Genomic DNA, 20,926 nt, shown 5'->3' on the forward strand with positions numbered 1-20,926 from the left:
GCAAAAAAATATTATCATTCGCTACCACAACAATATTATGCTTATAAACAGGATTACTCAGAATTAACACATGCGTTTTCAACCCCTATTAAGGTGTACAAGCTAATAGGACACCGAAATTCATTGTAGGGCTTTGGAAATTCTGAAATACCGATTATTTAATGCAGTCCTTCCCCCTTCCATCACATCACAGACGGCTTCCCTTACCTCATTTTTTTGAAGAGCTCCCTGAGTTAGGGTTCTAATTAAACCCCTTGCGTAATTCATCTGAATAATGTTTTCTGCTCCTCCGTTTACAGGGATATTAGGATTATGGGTGACAATAATAATTTGTTGCTTTGTCTTAAAAGTTCTTAATCCAGCAACAACCAAATCAGTAATTCGCTTTGTATCTAGATCATCTTCAGGTTGATCAATTATCAGAGGACTATCATCCAATAACAGAAGAAGCGAAAGCATAGCTGCTGTTCTTTGTCCCGCAGACCCAGTTTCGATATCTTCTTCACGACCATCTTTATACAACTTGAGAATAATCTTATCTTCAGGGAACCATGTGCATAATCTGTCGATGTCCTCTGGGGTATTTATCGAGATGGTTTGGATATGTTTCAAAAACGGCTTGCTAAAAGTCGTTGTAGTATCTTCTCCTTGTACAATCTGTTTAATAAATTTTTCCCTAAATGCCCATCTTTCTTCTGCACTTTTTGAAAGTAAATCATTAAAAAAACCACCTTGTGGATTGTCGTCCCTGTCACGATCACATAAATCTTTAGAAAATTCCTTTCCTGGTCGTCGAATTAAATCCCTAAAGGTAACTTCTCCTTGACCGATGTCACCCATTTCATCAAGGTATATTCGTATATTTTCGTTACTTGCATTCCAAAGCTCAATTATTTTAGTTCTTTCTTCACGTAGCTTTCTTTGGTGCTGGACAATCTCTTGGTACAATTGTTTAGATTCTTGTTTCTGAGACTCAAGCTCAGTTTCAATCTCGACCGTTTCTTTTATTTTCGTCTCCAGCACTTCTTTTGCTGAAACTAACTCTCCATAAGCTTCTGGATTTTTTTCACCTGCATCCTGAAGTTTTTGAACCAATTCTTCATATTTGTGTATTGTCTCTTCTCTTGTTACTGAGAAAGGGATTTGTTTAATGTCTTCTTCTAATTGGTCAACATATGATTTAATTTCAGTATTTAACGTTTCCATTTTAGTCTTTATTTGATCAAATTCACTCAATTTATTTTTAATAATAGTTAAAGATGCATCGTCTAAACCTTTACTTAAAACTTCTGAGATATCAGGCACATCCAACGTAGGGAGCAGATTAGATACAGATTCCCTAATTCCTTTGAATTTATTTAACTTTTCCTCAATTTCATTGTTGATATTTTGCACCTCTCTATAACTGGATAAAAGGTCTTTGTGACCTGACGCTTCAAAAATTTGTATCTTTGCATCTGTGTCTTGGAGCTGTATTTTTATATTTGATTTATTTTTTAATTTTAAATTGATTTCTCGTTCTTTTTTTCGTGAATTAAACCACTTATTTACTAAATCATCCCATGTCTCTTCCCAGCTCATTTTATTTAATTTGCCATCCACAAGATGCAATAAACTTTTTGGTTCGTGTGTTAGTTCAAATAATTGCTTTTGGCTAAACAAGCGGACCGGGAATCTTTTCCCAACAATATTACTTTGTTCTTGCTCCTCCCATTGTCCTTGGGCATTTCTGTGCTCTTCTTTAATGTAATTGTGTGTCCATGTAAGGGCAATGTCTCTTCCATCTTTCCTCATTTCCACTCTGATTTCTGTATTATTCGCAAGCATGCCCTGTTTACCGCGACCCTCGGAAATCTGGGCGAATTTTTCGAAATCATTCTTCAATTTCTCCGGTAGATTATCCTTTTGATCTAACACTAATCGTAAAAATTCTAGAACACTTGATTTTCCTGAACCTCTCCCCCCGATAATGGTGTTTAACCACGGGCTAAAAGGAATCTTAAGTGGTTTTCCTCTTCCGACTATAGCTGCATCTTTAATTTCAATGTTTTTTATAAAGAATCGATTATCTAATACATTAGGATTTTGAGGACAATTATCGTGCCTTAATACCCCGTCTTCACCATCATGAAGAGCCAATCTAAGTGCATTTAAGTCCGGACTCTCCATTTTTACCCATGTATATGAGGTACCAAGTTGATCTGGATGATGACTATCGGACCCTGCTACCTCTGATAAATTTAGTTTTGATTCCACATAAATTTGTGGTTTTGGAAAAGATGGATCACATACCTGAATAGCTAATAAACCATTAGATTGCAGACTGCTTCGTAACGTATTTCCCTCATGAACTACAAATAACCCACTCGCTTGATCAACGTGTGCAGGAATTGCAATACCTTTTTTCTTGGTTATTTCTTCAACTACTTCACTGAACGACTTTCTTGTACAGCCATCAGAATTACCTTTTGTACCCTCGTATTCGCAAGCGCCTAATAGCTCAACTATTGTTTCACTGTTTTTTTCCGGATCAAAAATTGCTAATACATGTACACCAGTATGTACTGTAATCTCAACTCCTGGAAATAGTATCAGAGGTCGATAACCTTCAGCCCCTTCTGCTTCCATTGTCATTAACTCTGATTTTAGGATATCTATCCAGGCACCCGTATTATGGTCAGTAATTGCGATACAATCAATTTCATTACTCATTACATTCAAAAGCCACTGCCTTGCAGTAAGGCTTTTTAAAGCATGTTCACCTCTTCCATAATCGAAAGATGCTGGTGTGTGAGTATGAAAATCAAATTTCCACCATTTTGCGCCATTAAATTCCATAAAAATACCTCTTTCGTCATCGTTTTTACCTAAATTTTACACCTTCCATATCAGTAGTGTCTATAAACAACAGGATAAAAGCCCTAGGAATATACTCATAGCTATCATCTTCTTCAATCTTACAAACTATTAAATTTTGGTAGACTTTAGCATAACTACCCAAATACCGAAAAAAGCGATATGCATTTTCACCTAGATGCCGATACGAGTTTTTCCTCTTAACTACTCGTCATAAAATGTACTATCAGTTTGTCCAAAAAATATATAGTGCAAGCCCTTTTTCAGTCATATCAATATCGGCTAAAGGGTAGGTCTGGGATCCCAAATCTACCCTACTACCGAGGAAAAATTAACCAATAACCACCTAATTACCGAAAATAATGCAAATCTATTAGTCTATCAATGTAATCAAGAATTGATTCAGATAAAAGAAAAGAGCAGCTCCCGTTATCGAGGGCTGCTCTTTATATTTCTATATCCAGATTGTATTGTGCGTTTAAGTCTATTTTCGCCTCAATTTGAATGTTCCCATCTTTGTTCACTACAACTTTATTTATTAGGTACAGTATGAGCCTACGTGTAGCTGTATTGTCCAAATCTCGCCTTCCGTCAATTACATCTAGGTATACATTGTGTAATACTTTGAAATCAGCTTCTACATATTGAATGTGATTAATCCTTTTTCGAGTTTTTGAAATTTCTTCTTCGAGCTTTCTGAGCTTATCACTATAACGCAACGCACTTTCTTGAAGAACGTATAGAAAACGTCTATTTTCCTCACTTTGATCAAACAGTCCTGCACGTAACTCCTCAGTAGTTCTATTTTTTATGATTGTTAGCTCTTTGAAGTGATCCTCCAAATAGAAAATGTGCTTCTCAAGATCTTCTTTTTGTTGATGGAAGTGCTTGATCACATCTTCATGAATAAGCTTCGGAGGAGCTCCAAATGGACTTTTGTTGAGGACTGCATTTAGTAATTTATACAGCACCTGCTGATCAAGATCTGCCGCTTTTACCCTTACCCCGCACGCCCTGCAAAAATAAATACTCTCACCATAATGTTTCCCAGAATTGCTTGTAGTTCTTTGATTTTTAGAGTTAAGCGATGTAGAGCAATGTCCACATATCAGGAGTCCATTAAATAAGAAGCTCGTCTTAAAAAACTTTGGTGAAACTTCTCCATTTCTTTTTTGTTCGAAAATTTTAAAGCAGTATTCCCAATCTTCAAGAGGTATCAGAGGAGTGATGTCAGGACATCGACTCATTGACCATGTATCCCGATTATTAACGGAGTTACCAGCACTTTTCTTCTTTCGATTCATACTGATGAACCCGGCATAAAAAGGATTTGTTATTATTGTTTTGATCTTTTCCTTTGTCCACGCCTTACCATTGTTTAATTCTTGCGGGAGACGTTTTGCGATTGAATCGAATCCGTTCCCCTTTTTATATAGACCAAAAATCTCCCGTACTAATGCGGCTTCCTCCTCGAATACGGTAATCTTCTTGCCTTCCCGTATAAAACGATATCCATAAGGAACCTTACCGCCAGTCCATTGTCCATAGTCTACTTTGTACTTGTAGGTACTTGCTGTTCTTTCTCGGATGTTAGCAGCTTCGAGCATCGTAAAAGCATCTTCAGAAATGTGATAAAATAAATTCCCCGTATTGTAAAGACTTTCGGTACTGGAGATGACAATTGGAATATTTAACTCACCCATTAGCTCACGAATTTGCTGATGCTCATACGTATCCCGAGCTAGCCTGTCATTTTTATAAACAACAACAAATTCCCACTTTTTAACTTTCGCATCTTCGAATAACCGTTGAAGCTCTGGACGTTTCTCCATCTTCTTCTTCACTGCTGATACCGCTTCGTCTAATTAATTCTCCGTTATTACACATTGATATTTTTTAACTAAAGTCTCCACAGAATGTTTTTGTGCAGTCATTTCTTGTTTGTCAGTTGAATACCTTCCATAAAAAGCCCCCTTCATTCCTGGCTTTAAAGTGTCAGATAGTTGCATCTTCTAACACCTCCGCACTTGTCATGAATGGATGTTTAAAATCAATGTGAATACAATACTCGTTCACTGTAACCTTGTACACAATATCACGAAGTAGTTGAATCAACGTGTCATTTTCTTGTTGATCAATAAAATCCGGATACTTGAATAAGGTTGCTGTAAGTGATTCTCCATGCTGCAATTTACTGGTTAGTTTAATACTTTGTTCCTCCAGTTCTTCCTTGGTATTGACCTCCTCACTTTTTTGCCCATGAAGATGCATTATTTTATTTTTTATTTCAACCTTCTTATCTCCATTACGTTCAAGGAGATATTTTTCAGTCCATTGATCAATCGCCACCTCCAAGTCTTCTATTTTTTTATTTTGACGATTTAATATTACTTTCATTTTCTGATCATGTTCTTTTTGGTACCGATTTAATAACGATTGATAATTTGACTTTACGAGTAAACTGAACATGTCTTTTGCTCGTTCAAAAATAAGTTGTTCAATCTTTCCTTTTTCAACTTTAATTTCATGTTCGCTGCACTCATACATCCCAATCTCCCGTCCGGAACGTTGTCTAATTTTTGGAACCAAATTCCGACCACAAGTTTTGCAAAAGAGAAGACTCTCCGCAAGAAAGGTTATCTCCACCTTTTCCTTTTTGATACGCTTAGTTGACATTCTTGAAGCAATTTCTTGTGCTCGATTCCATTCCTCAAACGACACAATTGCCAGATATTCATATCGGTTTGTATATTTCTCTCCGCCAAAACTCATTACATGGTCACCCTGGAATAACGGATGTGTGATCAGTTTAAACAGATTTTGAGCGGTGAAAGCTTTTCCTTCTTTTGTTATCTTCTGTTCAATTAGATACTTGTGTAAATCATTAAATGTATTATGTCTTTCGTTTAAGACTTCATCATAAAAGAATCTAATGTTCTTTAACTCCACCTCATTACGAATAATTTCCCCTTTTTCTTTGTCTATCCGATATCCGTACGGGATCCTTCCAAAATAATCACCTTTTTGGAAGTTTGCAATCTTGCTTGCCAAGATGTTTTTCTTAATTTGTTCTGCTGACATCTGGATAAATCCGCTCATAATATTTTCAAGGTATTCTCCAATTGGCGTAAACTTCATCGGCATTTCGTCTGAACTGGCAAAGACAACATTAATTCTATATTGTTTAAGCAGATTATAAAATTTAAGGTATTCGACAGATCGTCTTGCAAATCTGTCCCTTTTATACACAACGATTGTACCAACTGTGCCCGATTCAATATCTTTTATCAGTTCTTTCATTTTTGGTCTTTTTTCCATTGGTACCAATAATGCCGAAACAGCCTCATCGACGTATTCCTTCTCTACCAGCAGACCATTTTTTAATGAGCATATGAAAGCACTGTGACGTTGCATACCAATCGAATGTTCCTGCAGATCGGTTGAACTACGATAATAAGCAACGGTTTTACTCATCGCTTTCCCCCATTGTGGTATTTGGTTTCATGATATGCTGCTCCTCATACTCATTAGAAGCCTTCTCCAACATGTGGTCGGCGACGATTTCCACGAAGATGTTAAACCACTTCTTCGCTGCATCTGGATCGTGGACGAAACTTATTGAGGTGATTTTTAACTTTTGTTTTTCCTTTTTTGAATTACGCTTCATATAGCCCCCTTTCTTTTTAAATATCAACATCCCATTAATGAGTGTTGTATAGATAGAATGAACCAAAAAGTGGAAATTATACACAACTTACAAAAATTGATATCACTAAAATAAAAACCGCTTTATGAGCGGCTTTTTATAACATCGAGAGCATATTGACTTTTTACAATTATGAATGCACCCTTGTTTCCATCCCCAGCCATAACCAACAAAAATTCATCGACTGTTTGTAACAAGTGCTCCTCAAGCCAAATTCTTTTAACTCCCGCTGGATAGTAATTACTATAGCGTTGTCCCCTTGCTTCTTTTGTTTTTTCAGCTAAATCCTTAAATACGAACAGTACCGGTATTGCTTTTCCATTGTGTGTATGGGATTCCATAAAACCAGTTGGGTTGCCATTTAAGACCTCAACTAACGCATAAAATGGTTCACCCTCTGTATCAGGATGTGGAAAATCCGGCTCAACTTGAGACAATCGGTTCTCATTAACCATAGATACACCTCCTGGCTGGGTATATGTTACTAAAGAAGTATGTTTGCTCTCCACTTTTTAGAAGATAACTCCTTTCTTTTGAATAAAATCTTATCCGATTGTCAATTCTGCCAATATGGAGGGATCAAATTCATAATTACCAAAATATCTAATCGCTTTTTTAATCGAATCGATTTTGATTTGAGTTCAGAATGCTGGATTAAAACTTTTCGGATAATACTCAGCACAGGAATTTCCTACGAAGTGGTTATATTTTTTCATAATAACGATTGGTGGATAGATTCTATTTATCAATATCAGGGAAAAAAGAAGGAACACCGTGTAACAGATATGTCTTTGCTTAAGTTGCTTGTGAGTGCCATTCAAAATGATATTCGGATATTTTGGGTGTTACATGACGAATCATTCATATTATCAGAAATTCAAAGGCTTACTGATAAATCTGTTGTATCTTGGATTAAGCTTGATCCTAAGCACTCTGACAGCAGTATTCGGTATATCCGGCTCATGTTTAAAAAAGTTGAATTAGGTTTTGTAGCTGAATACAACATTGACACTCACCAAATTGTCCATCTAGCGGTAGTTCGAGCTAACGCACAAAATGTTGATGTAACACATGTCCTTACAAAGACCATTGAAAAAAGTATTTTAAATCGAAAGGAAATTCGATTGCTGATCTTAACGAATGCGTAAAGAAGAGCCTGATGAGGGACCATCAGGCTCTTAAACATTGATCTTACTTGAATCTTAGCTTTAGCTCATCAAATGCTTTGAGAAAATTATCTCGTGTTTCTTCCCCATATGCATACATGTTGCCTCGAAACAATTGGTCTTCGGTTTTTCTTTTAGCTTCTTCCACATTCAATTGAAATACGAACATTATGTGTTTGAAATAAGCAAGAAAATACTCTTTACTCAATACACTGCCCCTGTTAATCTTCATAAACCATTACCACTTCCCCTGTTATAAAACCTTCTCCATCGCCATCACATCAACGAATTTCCCGTCCAGAATTCCTTGGTTTTGAAACACACCTACTTCACGATACCCACATTTTTTATAAAGCCCCTGACCAAGATTGTTAAATGGAAAGGTGAACAGAACAATTTTATGAAATTGGTTTAATCGTGCAATCTGTTCAAGTTCTTGTAACAATGCTTTCCCAGTTCCTTTTCCTCGATACGATCGCTCAATGTAGATTGATAAATCAGCTACCCCATCGTAAGCACATCGATTGGAGTAACGATTTAGGGAAGCCCATCCGATGATGGTATCATCCATTTCGGCGATAAGAACCTGGTATCGCCCCTGATGTTCATGGAACCATTTGGACATATAGGGGTAATCCTTTTCCTCCGTCTCTAAAGTCGCAATTCGGTCCGCAACCCCTTGATTGTAAATCGTAAGTATCGACTCAAGATCAGCTTCACATGCTTTACGAATATTAAGGTTCATGACAGGTTCCCCTTTAACAGGTCTTATTTGCAGCAAGAATCATTACCCTTCTCCACTTCTTTGCTAACAGCTTCCTCCGTATTGCAGCATGATTCCTTTGTTTCTTTAACTTCTTCAATTTTCACGTTACAGCATGAACTGTCCTTTTTTACAAACAAATCTTTCAAGAATCCCATATACTATTCCTCCTCAAATAATGTAGAATAACAAGCCAGAAATGGTGGACATGGTGAATACTGATACAACAAATGCCCCTACAAGTCGTTTCTTAAAGATCGAGTTTAGTAATGTTAGCTCAGGCAAGCTTGCTCCAGCAGAGCTGATCATCAATGCCATAGCAGGTCCTAATGCCATTCCTTTCGCAATCATGATTTGCGAGATGGGGATCATTGTCGATAGTCGAATGTAGAGAGGTATACCAATGACGGCTGCTATTGGCACCATCCACCACTTATCGCCACCGATATAAGTTGTAATCCATTCTGTAGGTACTGCCCCATGAATCACAGATCCAATTGCTGCACCAATAATCAGATATGGGTAAACAGATTTCATCAAACCAAGTGTTTCTGCAATAGCTGCTTTAATGCTAAATGTCTTACTCGATTCGTTATATCCAGTCATCACAACTTGTTTAAGCTGTGTTTCAAACCCTAATCGTTCCAAGGTAAATCCGATTATGACCGATAATACGGATGTGATTACGGTGTATGCAATGGCTACTTTTACTCCAAGCATTGCACCCATGAGGGTAATAATGGTTGGGTCCAGCACCGGTGAAGAGAAAAGGAACACCATTACGATCCCAAAACGTATTCTTTTGTTTAACAAGTTCACAACCACTGGAATGGTTGAACAAGAACAGAATGGTGTAACGAAGGCAAACACCAAAGCCATTAGTGCCCCCAAAGCTGTGTTTTTCCCTGCCAAGAACTTTTCAACCTTTTCATATGGGATAAAGCTTTGAAGCAAACTAATGAGAAACGAGATAGCTACAAATAATACCGTTAACTCCAATGCAATCCATAAGAAACTACTTAAAACTTCAAGCCACACGGTTATCACTCCTCTTTATTTGCATTTTGCAAGTATGAGCAGAAGAAAAATGGGTTCAAGAACCCATTGGATTACAACATTGCTTTGTCTTTGCCATCGCTTCGTTCAATAACATGAGCGACCTTATCACGGTCTCTTGCTCAAACGTAGTCATATGGGAAAAGATATCCTGATAGTACGATCCCATAACTTCATCGATATACCTATTTATACTCTCCCCTTTCTCCGTTAGCGACAAAATTTGAATTCGGCGGTCATCCGGATAAGGTGTTTTTCGCACAAGCTCAGCTTCGACCAACGTTTGAACTTGCCGGCTAAACGTTGTCACATCCAAACCCAAGAGTTCTGCAATTTGTTGAATGGATGGCTGCCTATGACGGCTAATCTCATATAGAATGTGACTTTGAGCAACCGATATATCGATCCCATCTATTGAGCAACAATTCTTGTTCAATAGTCCGATACGACGGGTCATGGTTTGCACGATTTCACGTATATTTTCCATTTCCTCACCTCTTACCACATTTATACACCGATTATTTGCAAAACACAAGTATTTTTCATCAAAAAATTTTGATGTTGCCTGTTGCATTTTGGAAAAACGAGGAGTATAGTAAGATCATCAAGAAAATTTGATGGAGGTGATGCTGCCATGAAGGAACTACCGATTATTAATCAGATGGATGTTACGTTTGAGACTTATGAAGCAAAATTTAAAGCCTTAGCTGATAAGAAACGATTGCAGATCATGTACGAATTAACAAAGCGAGGAAAGGTTTGCGTTTGTGACCTGGCTGAAATCATGGACATGGCGCAATCTAAGCTTTCTTACCACCTCAAAATTCTTCTGGATGCCAACCTCTTGCTAAAAGAAACAGATGCAACCATGAACTACTACGAACTGAATCATAAAGAGGTTAACCATCTCTTATCCGAAGAACTCTGCTGTCTCTTTCGTACAGACAACAACTGTTGCTAAATTTTTTTCACACATTCATCAAGTTTTTTTGTTTAAAACATCAAATAAAATTGATATTAGGAGGACTTTATCATGATGTATGCACATATCGGTCTTAACGTAACAAACCTTGAGAAATCGGTCGATTTTTACTCGAAGTTGTTTGGGAAAGAACCTGTAAAGGTTAAACCTGATTATGCAAAGTTTCTGCTTGAAACGCCTGGGCTTAATTTTACACTCAATCTTCGCGATGACGTCAGCGGCAATCAAGTCGGACACTTTGGTTTTCAGGTTGCTAGCACTGAAGAGGTCATTGGGCACAAAAAACGTCTTGAAGAAACAGGTATCTTGTCACAATACGATGAGATGAACACGACTTGCTGTTACGCCCTCCAAGATAAGTTCTGGGTCCATGACCCTGACGGTAACGAATGGGAGTTCTTCTTCACCAAAGCGGATGCTGATGTTCACAGTGAAGACAATGGCGCATGCTGCGTTCCTAAAACCGAAACAGTAACCGATGAATGCTGCGATTCTATCCAAGAGAAGAAAGTGAGCAGCTGCTGCTCTACATCCAAAGGGGAGTGAATGAGATGTTTGATAACTATTACGCCACGGAATATCAATTAAAGCAAAAGCAAGCTGAAATCGAAAACCGATCCCGCTCCGCTTGGATGCTCACCGATCTGAAAGACAAGAAAGTGAAGTCGACAACCAAAATGGAAATTCAACCACAACCGACCTGCTGCCCCGCTGTGTAACAGTAAGGAGGTCTCGCATAATATTTGTGCCAGACCTCCTTTTTTTTAGGCATTGACAGTTCCTTTTTTTAGAAATATCATATCGTTAATTAGCGATACAGCGAAACGAAGGGATGTTTTTGTAACAATGAATGAAATCCAATCCTTCTTAAAAGCTCTCGCCAGTGAAAAAAGACAAGAAATCATGTTTTTGTTTATGGAACGAAAAGAGCTTACGGTAAATGAAGTAGCTCAGCTCGTTGAGATCGGTCAATCAACAGCATCGGAGCAGCTTGCAATCCTAAAAAGAGCTAATTTGCTTCTCTCTCGTAAAGAAGGAAAGGAGGTATTTTATGCCCCTAATCGGGAGCAGATTATGGCGTTATTACAGCAATTGAATACCTGCTTACTTAACTGTTGTAAGTGAAATACTTACAATCTTTTTCTTGAAACGTATCGTTATATAACGATTTAACGAAAGGAAAGTGGATTTATGAACTCAATATATGATTGTATTGTTATCGGCGGTGGTCAGGCAGGTTTGGCTGCGAGTTACCATCTCCAGCAAGAACGACTTCAGTTTCTGCTTCTCGAGGCAAGTGATAAACCTGTTGGATCATGGTCCCAATATTATGACAGCCTTACCTTGTTCTCACCTGCACGCTATTCTTCACTCCCCGGCTTCCCTTTTCCAGGAGTTCCTCATCGATACCCTACACGCGATGAAGTAGTTGCTTATTTACTTGAATACGCAAGCCGCTTTCGCTTCCCAATACGCACAAACACGATTGTAACGGATGTTCGGAAGGAAAAGGGGGTGTTTTTGATCTCAACTGCATCAGGTGAGACATTTCAAGCCAAGAATGTAATAGCTGCGACAGGCGGATTTAGCCGACCATTTATTCCTCAACTACCAGGGATTGAAGACTTTCAAGGAACCACTCTCCATTCAAAGGAATATAAAAATCCCCTTCCTTTTCAAAAGCAACGAATCGTAGTTGTTGGAGCCGGTAACTCTGCGGTTCAAATCGCTGTCGAGTTGGCAGCAGATGCTGATGTAACTATCGCCACGCGCTCCCCCATTCTCTTCAAGCCACAAATACTTCTCGGCAATGATATTCATTTCTGGGTCACGGTTCTTGGGATTGATCAATCCAGCTTTGGAAAATGGCTGCTTGGAGCAAAAGAAGAAGGTGTTTTGGATACGGGCAAATACCAGTTTGCCATCAAGAATCAAAAGCCCACTCAAAGAGAAATGTTTACCCATTTTACTGAAGAAGGCATTGTTTGGTTAGACGGTACGCATGAAAAAGTGGATGCTGTCATCTTTGCAACCGGTTATCGACCAAACGTAAAATACCTCTCTTCATTGCAGGCTTTAGATGTCGATGGTTTACCCCTTCATCGAAACGGCATAAGTACATCAGTAAACGGATTGTTTTATGTCGGTCTTCCCTGGCAACGATCCCTTGCTTCAGCCACTCTTCGCGGTGTTGGGAGTGACGCAGAATATGTGATAAAACAGATGAAAAACAAATAACCTTTTGTTATTCTGGTGTTCATTGAAAGCAAAGCTCTTGTTACGCTTACGCTTACTATCTTCCATTACCCAATAAACTAGCTACCTAAAAATTCCTTAAATGATAAAGGTCTATCTAATTTTGTTGATTCTTTATGTAAATATGCATCCATTACCAGTTGCTTTAAACCAAGATCTTCACAAGTCGCGAGAACATTTGGAAGGGGTCCTTTTTTAATAAGTGCATTAAAATACTGCTTTCCTATAGGGTGCACTCCATCCCTAAAATACGTATAAATTTTTTCGAATTCGTATTCGTATTTATAAGGCGCCTTCCAATTTGATGTAATCAACATATCTTGCAATCCATCTTTTATTTGAGGTATTAAAGATCGCAGAAAATCTTTATATTCATTTATTACAGCTTTCTCAGAGTCGTTAACAATTGGACTTGTATCAACTTTTAATAAACTGTAAAGGTAATGCAGTCCATTCGCATAACCATAGTCCTTTCCGAACCGTTTTTCATTTTCTTCTAACAATATTTCTATTTGCTCTATTGGATCATTTGCAATAGGAATATTTTTTTTCCTACAAGATTGTATATGTTCTATATTTATTTGATCAACTCTATCCATCAAGGTTCTTAAAAGATTATACCTTTTTTCCGCATATAAATTTATGTCCTCAATGTTAATTCCTAAAGGATTGACTTGATCCTTTGCGGGATCACTACTATATAAAAGTACATAAAAATCATCATTACCTACTCCATTCTTAGCAACCCAACTAGCAAAAAACCTTTCATCATCTTCTTTTTTTACGCCATCCACGCTATTTAAATTAACTGGATGAGTGCTAAAAACCGCACGAAGATGTTTGAAGTATTTATCATCGCTTAATTTACTTTGCTCAAAAATTTCATGATCTTCTGATAAAGGATATGGCTTGGATCCATCAATAACCCTAAATAATTGAATAATTGACTCAGCTAAAATGTCTACCGTAATAATATATTGCATTAAATTAAGCGTTTCGAGATGGTTATAACCGAACCCCTTTGGCGTTTTTAAATTAATTTCGGGCAATCCATCAGCAGCTACTGAGATCCAATCCATTGCGGAACATATAATATTCCAATGGTTTCTTCCATTTACATTTCTGAACTTTTCTCGAAAAAACTTATTTTCATTAACCTTATTTCGAAATTCATCTATTAAAGAATTATTAATATTAATAGTCACTATCCCAACTCCAAAGCAGCAATTTGTTGCTTTATTTTACCATTTTAACAAGAATTCTTGGACTTTATTTTTCAGCTATCCTGTCCTATAGTCGAGTAACATAAAAACGGCTTCCTTTGAAGCAACCGTTTTGAAGTATAATATCTAAATTTTTGAACAATCCTCAAATTAAGTCTTCTCCATAAGTCCCGCAGGACTGGTTCCAAGGACTCGACTTTATGCATGATTTTTCCTCCTGAGATGTTTAGAAAAATACCCCTCGTGATCGAGGGGTATATGATTACTTTTTCCAAGAACCAAACTCAATTTGAATGGGAGCAGGTGGTGCACAGCACAGGGATATGTCGCGTTGTTCACCCGCAGATTCAAACTCCGAGTCCTCTTTTGTGAAAAATATTTCCCACGCATTTCCGTCTGGGTCATACACCCATACTTTATCTTGCACAGCGTAGCAGCAAGTAGTGCCCATTTCGTCTATCGTAAGCAAACCTGCTTCACGTAGACGGTCACCCATTTTTAATACGTCTTCTGTATTGTCTACTTGGAATCCCATGTGGTTTAGTACACCCTTTTTCTCAAAAGGACGTACATTCAAGGAAAAGTGGAGGGCTGGTGTGTCCAATTCGAACTTCGCGTAGTTCTCTTTTACTTTGGTCGGTTCCGCCCCAAAAAAGCTACGATAAAATTTCAAGGAAGCCTCAAGGTCGGTGCAGTTTACAGCCACATGCATCCTTTTAATCATGATCGTACCTCCCTATTTGCCTTCAGCCAGAAATTTTTCAATACGTTCTTTGATGGAATCACGAACGGTACGAAAGCTTGCCATAATTTCTTCTTCCGTTCCTGTTGCCTTTGCTGGGTCGTCAAAACCCCAATGCCATTTCACGACGTTTTTATTGGAGATAACAGGGCAATGTTCATCCGCATGACCACAGAGGGTAATAACATAATCCGCTCGGTTCAATGTCTCTGGATCGATGACATCGGATGTGTGGCTACTGATGTCAACACCTGCTTCTCTCATCACTTGTACAGCACGTGGATTTAACCCATGAGCCTCCAAGCCAGCACTTTTCACTTCGTATTTGTCACTGCCCAAGGCTTTTAGAAATCCATCTGCAATTTGGCTTCTGCAAGAGTTTCCTGTGCAAAGAAAGTACACTAATGGTTTCTTATCCATGTTTTATGCTCCTTTTGTTTTACTGAAGTATTTCTTTTGAAACCAGAGGGCAACATTCACCAAAGCAATCATGACCGGAACTTCCACCAGAGGACCAATGACGGCTGCAAATGCTGCTCCCGAGTGAATACCGAATACCCCTACTGCTACAGCAATGGCTAGCTCAAAGTTGTTACTCGCTGCTGTAAAAGCCAGAGTCGACGTTACAGGATAATTGGCTCCAGCCTTCTTACCCATCAAGAACGAGATCAGGAACATTACGACGAAGTAAATGAGCAGCGGGATTGCTATCCTGACCACATCCAGCGGCAGTGCAACAATGACCTCGCCTTTTAGCGAGAACATAACGATGATGGTAAATAACAATGCAATCAAGGTGATGGGGCTGATTTTCGGAATAAACACTTTCTCATACCAGTCACGTCCTTTTGCTTTGACCAAGGTATACCGTGTAATCATTCCCGCAAGAAATGGAATTCCCAGATAAATAAACACGCTTTTAGCAACTTCCGTAATCGTAATGTCGACAACCATTCCCTGTAGCCCGAACCAACCAGGCATTACGGTTATGAAAAAATACGTGTAGATCGAGTAGAACAATACTTGAAAGATGGAGTTGAATGCCACCAAACCTGCTGCGTATTCGGTATCGCCTTTGCAGAGATCATTCCAAACGATGACCATCGCAATACAGCGTGCCAAGCCAATCATGATGAGTCCTACCATGTATTCTGGATAACCTTGAAGGAAGACAATAGCTAAAACAAACATCAAGATTGGACCAATCACCCAGTTTTGGATAAGGGAAAGCCCGAGAATTTTTCCATCCTTAAATACGCGACCTAACTCTTCATAACGCACTTTTGCAAGCGGCGGATACATCATTAAGATAAGACCAATCGCAATCGGGATCGAAGTCGTACCTACCTGAAATTCATTTAATACAGACACGAAGTTCGGAAAAAGAAATCCACTTCCGATCCCAATTGCCATTGCTACAAAAATCCAAAGAGTTAAGTAGCGATCAAGAAACGATAACCTTTCCCCTACTTTATCACTCACGTTTTGACAACTCCTTTCCTATTCGCACGTGACCAAGAGACCTTGCTTCTCTAATTCATTAAACTCCAAAGAGAAGTCAGGAAGATGATTCAGCGAAAAACCAATATCCTCAAGTTGTTGTCGGTTCAAGGAATAAAAGACCCATTGTCCTTTCCGTTTCTCTGTTACAAGATCGACATTTTTCAATCGACTCATGTGCTTAGAAATGGATGGCTGCGATATTCCAAAGATCGGAACCAGTTCACATACGCAACAATCGCGCATATTCAATAAGGCAATGATTTTTAACCGAGTCGGATCTCCTAATGCTTTTAAGGCATCGGCTAATTTGTTAAATTCCATAATCATTCTCCTCTCCACATCAAATACTAATATAGCCATATGGCTATTTCAATATTTAGGTTTGTAAAGACTGTGTAAACCTTAGAATCAAAGATACCCACGTTTAACAAACGTGGGTATCTCTACATTTCGCCTATTATGCTTTGAACGTTCTGTTGTTATCATCAAAACGCTTTTCAGCTTCCTCAATTTCCAAGATAAGCCTGTCACGATCCCAAATTTCTGTTTTAGTTGATTCCGCCAATATCCGGGCATTCTTTGTTAACCATTGATTTGTAATGACCATTGTAGCGTCTGCTTTGTAGTGTGCTTTTGCGGAAACCACTTCTTGTACAGCTTTATTCGTTATATTCTTACTGTAGCGTTTACATTGAACAACAATTTTCTTCCCTTCGGGTGTCCAAACTAATAGGTCTGCCCCAAAGTCGTTTGTATCGGGTGTTAACTCAGCTTTCCATCCTTTCATTTCGAAAAGAACCTTCATGCGCCTTTCAAAATCTCGACCTGTCATTTTGTCAATTTGTTCAATTCCCGAAAAAGCAAACTCTCTTTGTCTACGCTGTTCTTTTTCACGTAATTTTTGTCTATTGTTCCACTCCTGAATATCCACAGTAGTAAGCCTTATTTCGTTATGATTGAGTTGCTGATTATTTACGAATGATCGATCATCATTTTGTGATGGTCTAGCTGAAGTGAAAGACGGAGGGTTTTTATGCTGCGTTCCCATATTACTCCTATTCCTGTTTTCGAACCAATTCCATATTAAGAAGCTAATTATTAAAAGAGCAATGAAACAAATCCCACCAATTATGATTTCGTTCTTATGTAGTGCTATCCACTCGAGGACTTTTTGAAAAAGGGAATAGATGAGTAAAATGAATAGCCCTACTCCAGCGAGATAGGACAATCCATCATCGCTTGAACGAACAGACTTTCTTCGTCTTCCCATAGCTCTCACCTCCTTACATATGTATGGTACAAGACAAAGCTTCATAACAAATGAGAAAAGCCTGATTAACTCAGGCTTTTCGGTACGCATCTTCTTCTTCATCGTACACATACCACATCTTGTCGGCTCTGAAAAATATAAGGTCATCTTTTACAAATATATCCTTGATATTTCCTGGTATCTTATTGACTGCGTTTATCACCTCATTCATTATATATGTGAAAATCACCAAAATATAACCATATAGCTATATGGTTATATTTACTTTTTCAATCTGTACAAGCTTTTTCTTCTCAAATAGGCTTGTCCTCTGCAAGTAAAACCTTGATGTAATAAGGAATCTTAACTGATCAATTTGACATTGCTTTGTGTTTTTAATGTGTTCACGATGTGGGCGACTAGCCGCAGATTATGCTCGATCAGCTTGTTGCGCGCATAGGGGTCGCCTTTTGCCATCAAACGCAAGTACTTTTCTTCCTCGGTGTCAGGAAGCGGTTGCGGGAAAGCATTGTTTTTGACGTACGCCACAAACATCAAAAGCTCTTTGAAGACCAACGAAAGTGCTGCAATAATACTGGACATGGCTGCCACCTCCACGCCTGGGATAGCTTACTCCTATGCTTATGTGGGCAGTTGCCCATAAGTGCAAGTACGAAAAAAAACGTCGGAAAACTCCCCATCGGCAAACCACTTTTCTGGAAGGTTACCATTCTCATCCGTACCATTTACGCTCCTTACTCCATTAGGAAAATAGTCGCAAACTTACTACTTCCAATTACCCATTTATCGTAAAACCGCAGTATTATCGCGTTTTCGCGCCTTTTTTCCATAATGCCTCCCCCACCGAATGCCGATAATATCTATACGAGTTTTACCGAAATCTTACCAATGACGAGAGGATGAGACGCCTATAGAATCCAACAGCTTCGTCGCTTTTGTAAGTCAGACTGACTCCCCCATCAAACTTGTGCAGGGTGATTCCTATGATTGCTTCAGAAATAATCGGCCTGACAGCCCTTGTGCTCGTCCTGATCTTTTTTTATACCCGTAAGCTGTTTCACAAACTGCGCAGCCTATTCATACTGGTCCTGGCCTTTGCCAGCGCTGGCCTGGTCGGATATTCCAGTGCCTCCAGCATCGGGATTGGATGGACCGTCAGTTTGGCGTTGTTTATTTTTTTGGGGGTCGCAGTCACTGTCATCTACCTGCATAGACGCGAGGATCGGCAGATTGAGGAGCATTTTGAGCTCGCTCTGAAGTCTGAACAGCCTCTTTCGCTTGGATCTATTGATGCCATTCCTTCTGAGCTGACCACTGCTTCAGCTCCGCTTCCATTTACTCCGGAGCCTAAATTGTTGGAAATCCATCCAGCCTTGCCACCGATTGAAGAAATCGGAGTGGAAAATGGGGAAAAAGAGCCGATGCCAGAGCCTCGGGAGAGTCCCGTGGCAGTTGAGACTGTAGCGAAAAAGGTAACGGCGGCTACGGAAGTGCTTGTGGATGAGGCAGAGCTGGATGTTCAGGAAGAGTTGAATCTTGAGAAAGAACTAAGCCTTGAAATAGACGCTCCAGTTATCCCTGTCGAAATCACGGAACCAGAAGCGCCATCCAGCGATGCGGCCGAAGTTGAGCTTGTTCCCGAAACGACATCTGTCATTGATGATTCGGTACAGACTTCCCCAGAGACTCCCAGCGAGACCATCGCCGAGCCAGAATCTTCATCGGTAGGGCTGGAATCCTTCGAAGCAAGCAACGACTCCGCGAAGCTCGAGAGCACGGGGGTGCCAGCTGAGAAAGTAAATTCGCTGTCGTCCCCTTCCGCTGGAAACATTTCGGTCGTGCCCGTCGATCGCGAACGTATTCAGACACTCTCCGAAAATGCAGAGAAGGCCCTGCAGCGGGGGGATTTTCTGCGTGCCTACCAGTTTCTTCGGGAAGCCTTGTCATTTGCCGCTCCCCCGACGGCAGCCTACATACTGAGCCGGCAATTGGTACAGGTGCTCAATGAGATGGGCCTTTACCAAGAAAGCATCTCGGTCATGGAAAAGACCCTGCGGGAATACCCTTCGTTGTCTGCGAAGAAGCGCGATGAATTTTCCGCACAGATCACCTATCTAGAAGCGCTGATCCACCAATTGCAGCTCGAAAATAAACGGAATCTTTCTTGGTCGTCCGTCCCGCCTGCGATTCACCAGAAAGTGCTCATGCACTATCGCTCGTTGTTTCCGAGCAAGTGCGAGAACACCCCAGCCATCCCATTTCATTAAAGGAGCAACGTCATGAAACAAAGCAAAGAAGTTTTGGGAAAACCGATCATCAGCATTTTGGCAGGGAAAGAAATCGGCAAAGTAAAAAATTTCGTCATCAATCCAGACATGCGCAGCATCGAATTCATGGTCGTCCAAAATGATCAGTGGGATTTTGGAATCAAGGCTATTCCCTTCAAGCTAGTCGAAGGTTTGGGTGATTATGCCGTCACAATCGAATCGGAGAACGCCGTGATCGATCTCGCCGACATCCCCATTGCCAACGAGCTGCTGAGTAAAAACATCCAAATTAAAGGCTCACGAATCATTTCGCGAAAAGGCCAGCACTTCGGACAAATCACCGAATATTATTTCGATCCAGAAACGGGGAAAATTCTAGGTTGTATCCTGGATACCCCTGACGCAATTTCTGTCCTGCCGGAGACTTCCGTCATCACTTTTGGGAAGGAAATAACCGTCATTTCTGATGAAGGTGAAAATCCTCTTGTTTCCGACGAAGTTTTTCGTTCTGGAAAGGCAGATGAGGAACAAGTTGAGCATGCAGATGTTCCTGTCTCTACACAGGAACCGGCACCCTCCTCCTCTTCGGATGGGCTTGACCTCGATGAGCTGATCGGCAAAACCTTGTCCGCAAATCTGTACGATCCCTCCGGCGAGCTGTTTGCTGAGGAAGGTACGGTCATCACGGCTGAGATTGTCAATCAGACAAAGGCGATGGGCAGCAACAAAGCCTTGGAGCTTGCCTTAAAAGTAGCGGAATAGCCTTTCTTCCTCTTTCAAGTGATAGGACCTCAGCCGCCTCGGCAGCCGGGGTCTTCTTTTGTATCTGTTCATTTGGTAAAATAATAAAAATAATCAAAAAGGAGGATATCCATGCTAGACTTCGGAGCCGTCTCCCTTGAATGGGGGACATTGATTATTCAACTCATCTTTTTTCTCCTTCCCACCATCCTCGTGATCATGGCTATTCGAAAAGTCACCAATCAATCCAAAGTAAGACAACATGCGATCGAGGCACTTGAAAAACGGGTGGAAGCACTGGAACAAGAGCTTCGTTCCAAGAAGCCGTAACGAAAAGAACCTCCCTCCACGAAAAAACCGTTTCCCGCGAGCAGCTCTTGCACGCAAGGAAACGG

At 39.8% G+C, this 20,926-nt stretch carries 24 protein-coding genes and 2 pseudogenes; 9 read left to right on the forward strand and 17 right to left on the reverse strand.

The window, feature by feature from the left end; all coding sequences use genetic code 11:
• Positions 1-120 precede the first annotated feature (120 nt).
• The 6 genes and pseudogenes from EDM55_RS03315 to EDM55_RS03335 form a co-directional block, all read right to left on the reverse strand.
• Positions 121-2,838 (reverse strand): TrlF family AAA-like ATPase, encoded by a 2,718-nt coding sequence (locus EDM55_RS03315; RefSeq protein ID WP_122959604.1) that lies wholly within the window; start codon positions 2,836-2,838, stop codon positions 121-123.
• Positions 2,839-3,302: 464 nt separating this feature from the next.
• Complete coding sequence (locus EDM55_RS03320) at positions 3,303-4,358, reverse strand: recombinase family protein (protein ID WP_259676066.1); 1,056 nt, start codon at positions 4,356-4,358, stop codon at positions 3,303-3,305.
• Positions 4,359-4,406: 48 nt separating this feature from the next.
• Positions 4,407-4,706 (reverse strand): annotated as a pseudogene (locus EDM55_RS30715) (recombinase family protein); the annotation flags it as partial.
• A gap of 145 nt (positions 4,707-4,851) precedes the next feature.
• On the reverse strand, positions 4,852-6,330 hold the full coding sequence (locus EDM55_RS03325) for a recombinase family protein (RefSeq protein WP_122959606.1): 1,479 nt from the start codon (positions 6,328-6,330) through the stop codon (positions 4,852-4,854).
• On the reverse strand, positions 6,323-6,523 hold the full coding sequence (locus tag EDM55_RS03330; protein ID WP_122959607.1) for a hypothetical protein: 201 nt from the start codon (positions 6,521-6,523) through the stop codon (positions 6,323-6,325). Before EDM55_RS03330 ends, EDM55_RS03325 begins: the two co-directional genes overlap by 8 nt.
• A 122-nt stretch (positions 6,524-6,645) precedes the next feature.
• Positions 6,646-7,017: a hypothetical protein gene (locus EDM55_RS03335; protein ID WP_122959608.1), complete on the reverse strand. Its 372-nt coding sequence runs from the start codon at positions 7,015-7,017 to the stop codon at positions 6,646-6,648.
• A gap of 78 nt (positions 7,018-7,095) precedes the next feature.
• Between EDM55_RS03335 and EDM55_RS03340 the strand changes: the two genes are divergently transcribed.
• Positions 7,096-7,710: a hypothetical protein gene (locus EDM55_RS03340; protein WP_141295464.1), complete on the forward strand. Its 615-nt coding sequence runs from the start codon at positions 7,096-7,098 to the stop codon at positions 7,708-7,710.
• Positions 7,711-7,981: 271 nt separating this feature from the next.
• Here EDM55_RS03340 and EDM55_RS03350 read toward each other — a convergent pair whose 3' ends face one another.
• From EDM55_RS03350 to EDM55_RS03360, 4 genes are read right to left on the reverse strand one after another with little or no spacing between them, the layout of a single operon-like run.
• Entirely contained in the window at positions 7,982-8,473 is a 492-nt protein-coding gene (locus EDM55_RS03350; RefSeq protein ID WP_122959611.1) for an arsinothricin resistance N-acetyltransferase ArsN1 family A, read from the reverse strand.
• Positions 8,474-8,496: 23 nt separating this feature from the next.
• Positions 8,497-8,649, reverse strand: coding sequence for a hypothetical protein (locus EDM55_RS30130; RefSeq protein WP_170184425.1), 153 nt, complete (start codon positions 8,647-8,649; stop codon positions 8,497-8,499).
• 13 nt (positions 8,650-8,662) lie between these two features.
• Entirely contained in the window at positions 8,663-9,529 is an 867-nt protein-coding gene (locus EDM55_RS03355) for a permease (RefSeq protein ID WP_122959612.1), read from the reverse strand.
• Between the two features lie 55 nt (positions 9,530-9,584).
• On the reverse strand, positions 9,585-10,034 hold the full coding sequence (locus tag EDM55_RS03360; RefSeq protein WP_122959613.1) for a MarR family winged helix-turn-helix transcriptional regulator: 450 nt from the start codon (positions 10,032-10,034) through the stop codon (positions 9,585-9,587).
• Between the two features lie 147 nt (positions 10,035-10,181).
• Here EDM55_RS03360 and EDM55_RS03365 point away from each other — a divergent pair, with 147 nt between their 5' ends.
• The 5 genes from EDM55_RS03365 to EDM55_RS03380 all read left to right on the forward strand — a co-directional run bounded on the left by EDM55_RS03365 (position 10,182) and on the right by EDM55_RS03380 (position 12,767).
• The gene (locus EDM55_RS03365; protein WP_373863325.1) at positions 10,182-10,508 is read left to right on the forward strand and encodes an ArsR/SmtB family transcription factor; all 327 of its coding nucleotides are present in this window, start codon (positions 10,182-10,184) and stop codon (positions 10,506-10,508) included.
• 72 nt (positions 10,509-10,580) lie between these two features.
• Positions 10,581-11,075 (forward strand): ArsI/CadI family heavy metal resistance metalloenzyme, encoded by a 495-nt coding sequence (locus EDM55_RS03370; RefSeq protein WP_122959614.1) that lies wholly within the window; start codon positions 10,581-10,583, stop codon positions 11,073-11,075.
• Positions 11,076-11,080: 5 nt separating this feature from the next.
• Positions 11,081-11,248: a hypothetical protein gene (locus EDM55_RS30135; RefSeq protein ID WP_170184424.1), complete on the forward strand. Its 168-nt coding sequence runs from the start codon at positions 11,081-11,083 to the stop codon at positions 11,246-11,248.
• A gap of 127 nt (positions 11,249-11,375) precedes the next feature.
• Positions 11,376-11,654, forward strand: a complete 279-nt coding sequence (locus EDM55_RS03375; RefSeq protein WP_122959615.1) for an ArsR/SmtB family transcription factor — start codon at positions 11,376-11,378, stop codon at positions 11,652-11,654.
• A 66-nt stretch (positions 11,655-11,720) separates the two neighbouring features.
• Positions 11,721-12,767, forward strand: coding sequence for a flavin-containing monooxygenase (locus EDM55_RS03380; RefSeq protein WP_122959616.1), 1,047 nt, complete (start codon positions 11,721-11,723; stop codon positions 12,765-12,767).
• Positions 12,768-12,844: 77 nt separating this feature from the next.
• On the opposite strand, the gene EDM55_RS03385 is transcribed toward EDM55_RS03380, so the two are convergent.
• The 7 genes and pseudogenes from EDM55_RS03385 to EDM55_RS03415 form a co-directional block, all read right to left on the reverse strand.
• Positions 12,845-13,990, reverse strand: coding sequence for a hypothetical protein (locus EDM55_RS03385; protein ID WP_122959617.1), 1,146 nt, complete (start codon positions 13,988-13,990; stop codon positions 12,845-12,847).
• Between the two features lie 280 nt (positions 13,991-14,270).
• The gene (locus EDM55_RS03390; RefSeq protein WP_373863326.1) at positions 14,271-14,729 is read right to left on the reverse strand and encodes an ArsI/CadI family heavy metal resistance metalloenzyme; all 459 of its coding nucleotides are present in this window, start codon (positions 14,727-14,729) and stop codon (positions 14,271-14,273) included.
• Positions 14,730-14,744: 15 nt separating this feature from the next.
• A complete protein-coding gene (gene arsC, locus EDM55_RS03395; protein WP_122959619.1) occupies positions 14,745-15,170 on the reverse strand; it encodes an arsenate reductase (thioredoxin) in 426 nt (141 codons plus the stop codon).
• Positions 15,171-15,173: 3 nt separating this feature from the next.
• Entirely contained in the window at positions 15,174-16,232 is a 1,059-nt protein-coding gene (gene arsB, locus EDM55_RS03400; protein ID WP_122959620.1) for an ACR3 family arsenite efflux transporter, read from the reverse strand.
• An 18-nt stretch (positions 16,233-16,250) separates the two neighbouring features.
• Positions 16,251-16,574 (reverse strand): ArsR/SmtB family transcription factor, encoded by a 324-nt coding sequence (locus EDM55_RS03405; RefSeq protein WP_122959621.1) that lies wholly within the window; start codon positions 16,572-16,574, stop codon positions 16,251-16,253.
• 136 nt (positions 16,575-16,710) lie between these two features.
• Complete coding sequence (locus EDM55_RS03410) at positions 16,711-17,523, reverse strand: restriction endonuclease (protein WP_170184423.1); 813 nt, start codon at positions 17,521-17,523, stop codon at positions 16,711-16,713.
• A gap of 384 nt (positions 17,524-17,907) precedes the next feature.
• Positions 17,908-18,105, reverse strand: a pseudogene (locus tag EDM55_RS03415) (RNA polymerase subunit sigma-70); the annotation flags it as partial.
• Positions 18,106-18,506: 401 nt separating this feature from the next.
• Here EDM55_RS03415 and EDM55_RS03420 point away from each other — a divergent pair.
• From EDM55_RS03420 to EDM55_RS03430, 3 genes are all read left to right on the forward strand, one after another.
• Positions 18,507-19,790, forward strand: a complete 1,284-nt coding sequence (locus EDM55_RS03420; protein ID WP_122959623.1) for a hypothetical protein — start codon at positions 18,507-18,509, stop codon at positions 19,788-19,790.
• 12 nt (positions 19,791-19,802) lie between these two features.
• Positions 19,803-20,552, forward strand: a complete 750-nt coding sequence (locus EDM55_RS03425) for a PRC-barrel domain-containing protein (RefSeq protein ID WP_122959624.1) — start codon at positions 19,803-19,805, stop codon at positions 20,550-20,552.
• Between the two features lie 111 nt (positions 20,553-20,663).
• Entirely contained in the window at positions 20,664-20,861 is a 198-nt protein-coding gene (locus EDM55_RS03430; RefSeq protein ID WP_122959625.1) for a hypothetical protein, read from the forward strand.
• Positions 20,862-20,926 lie beyond the last annotated feature (65 nt).

This window comes from Brevibacillus centrosporus (assembly GCF_003710815.1).
Classification (GTDB): Bacteria; Bacillota; Bacilli; order Brevibacillales; family Brevibacillaceae; genus Brevibacillus; species Brevibacillus centrosporus.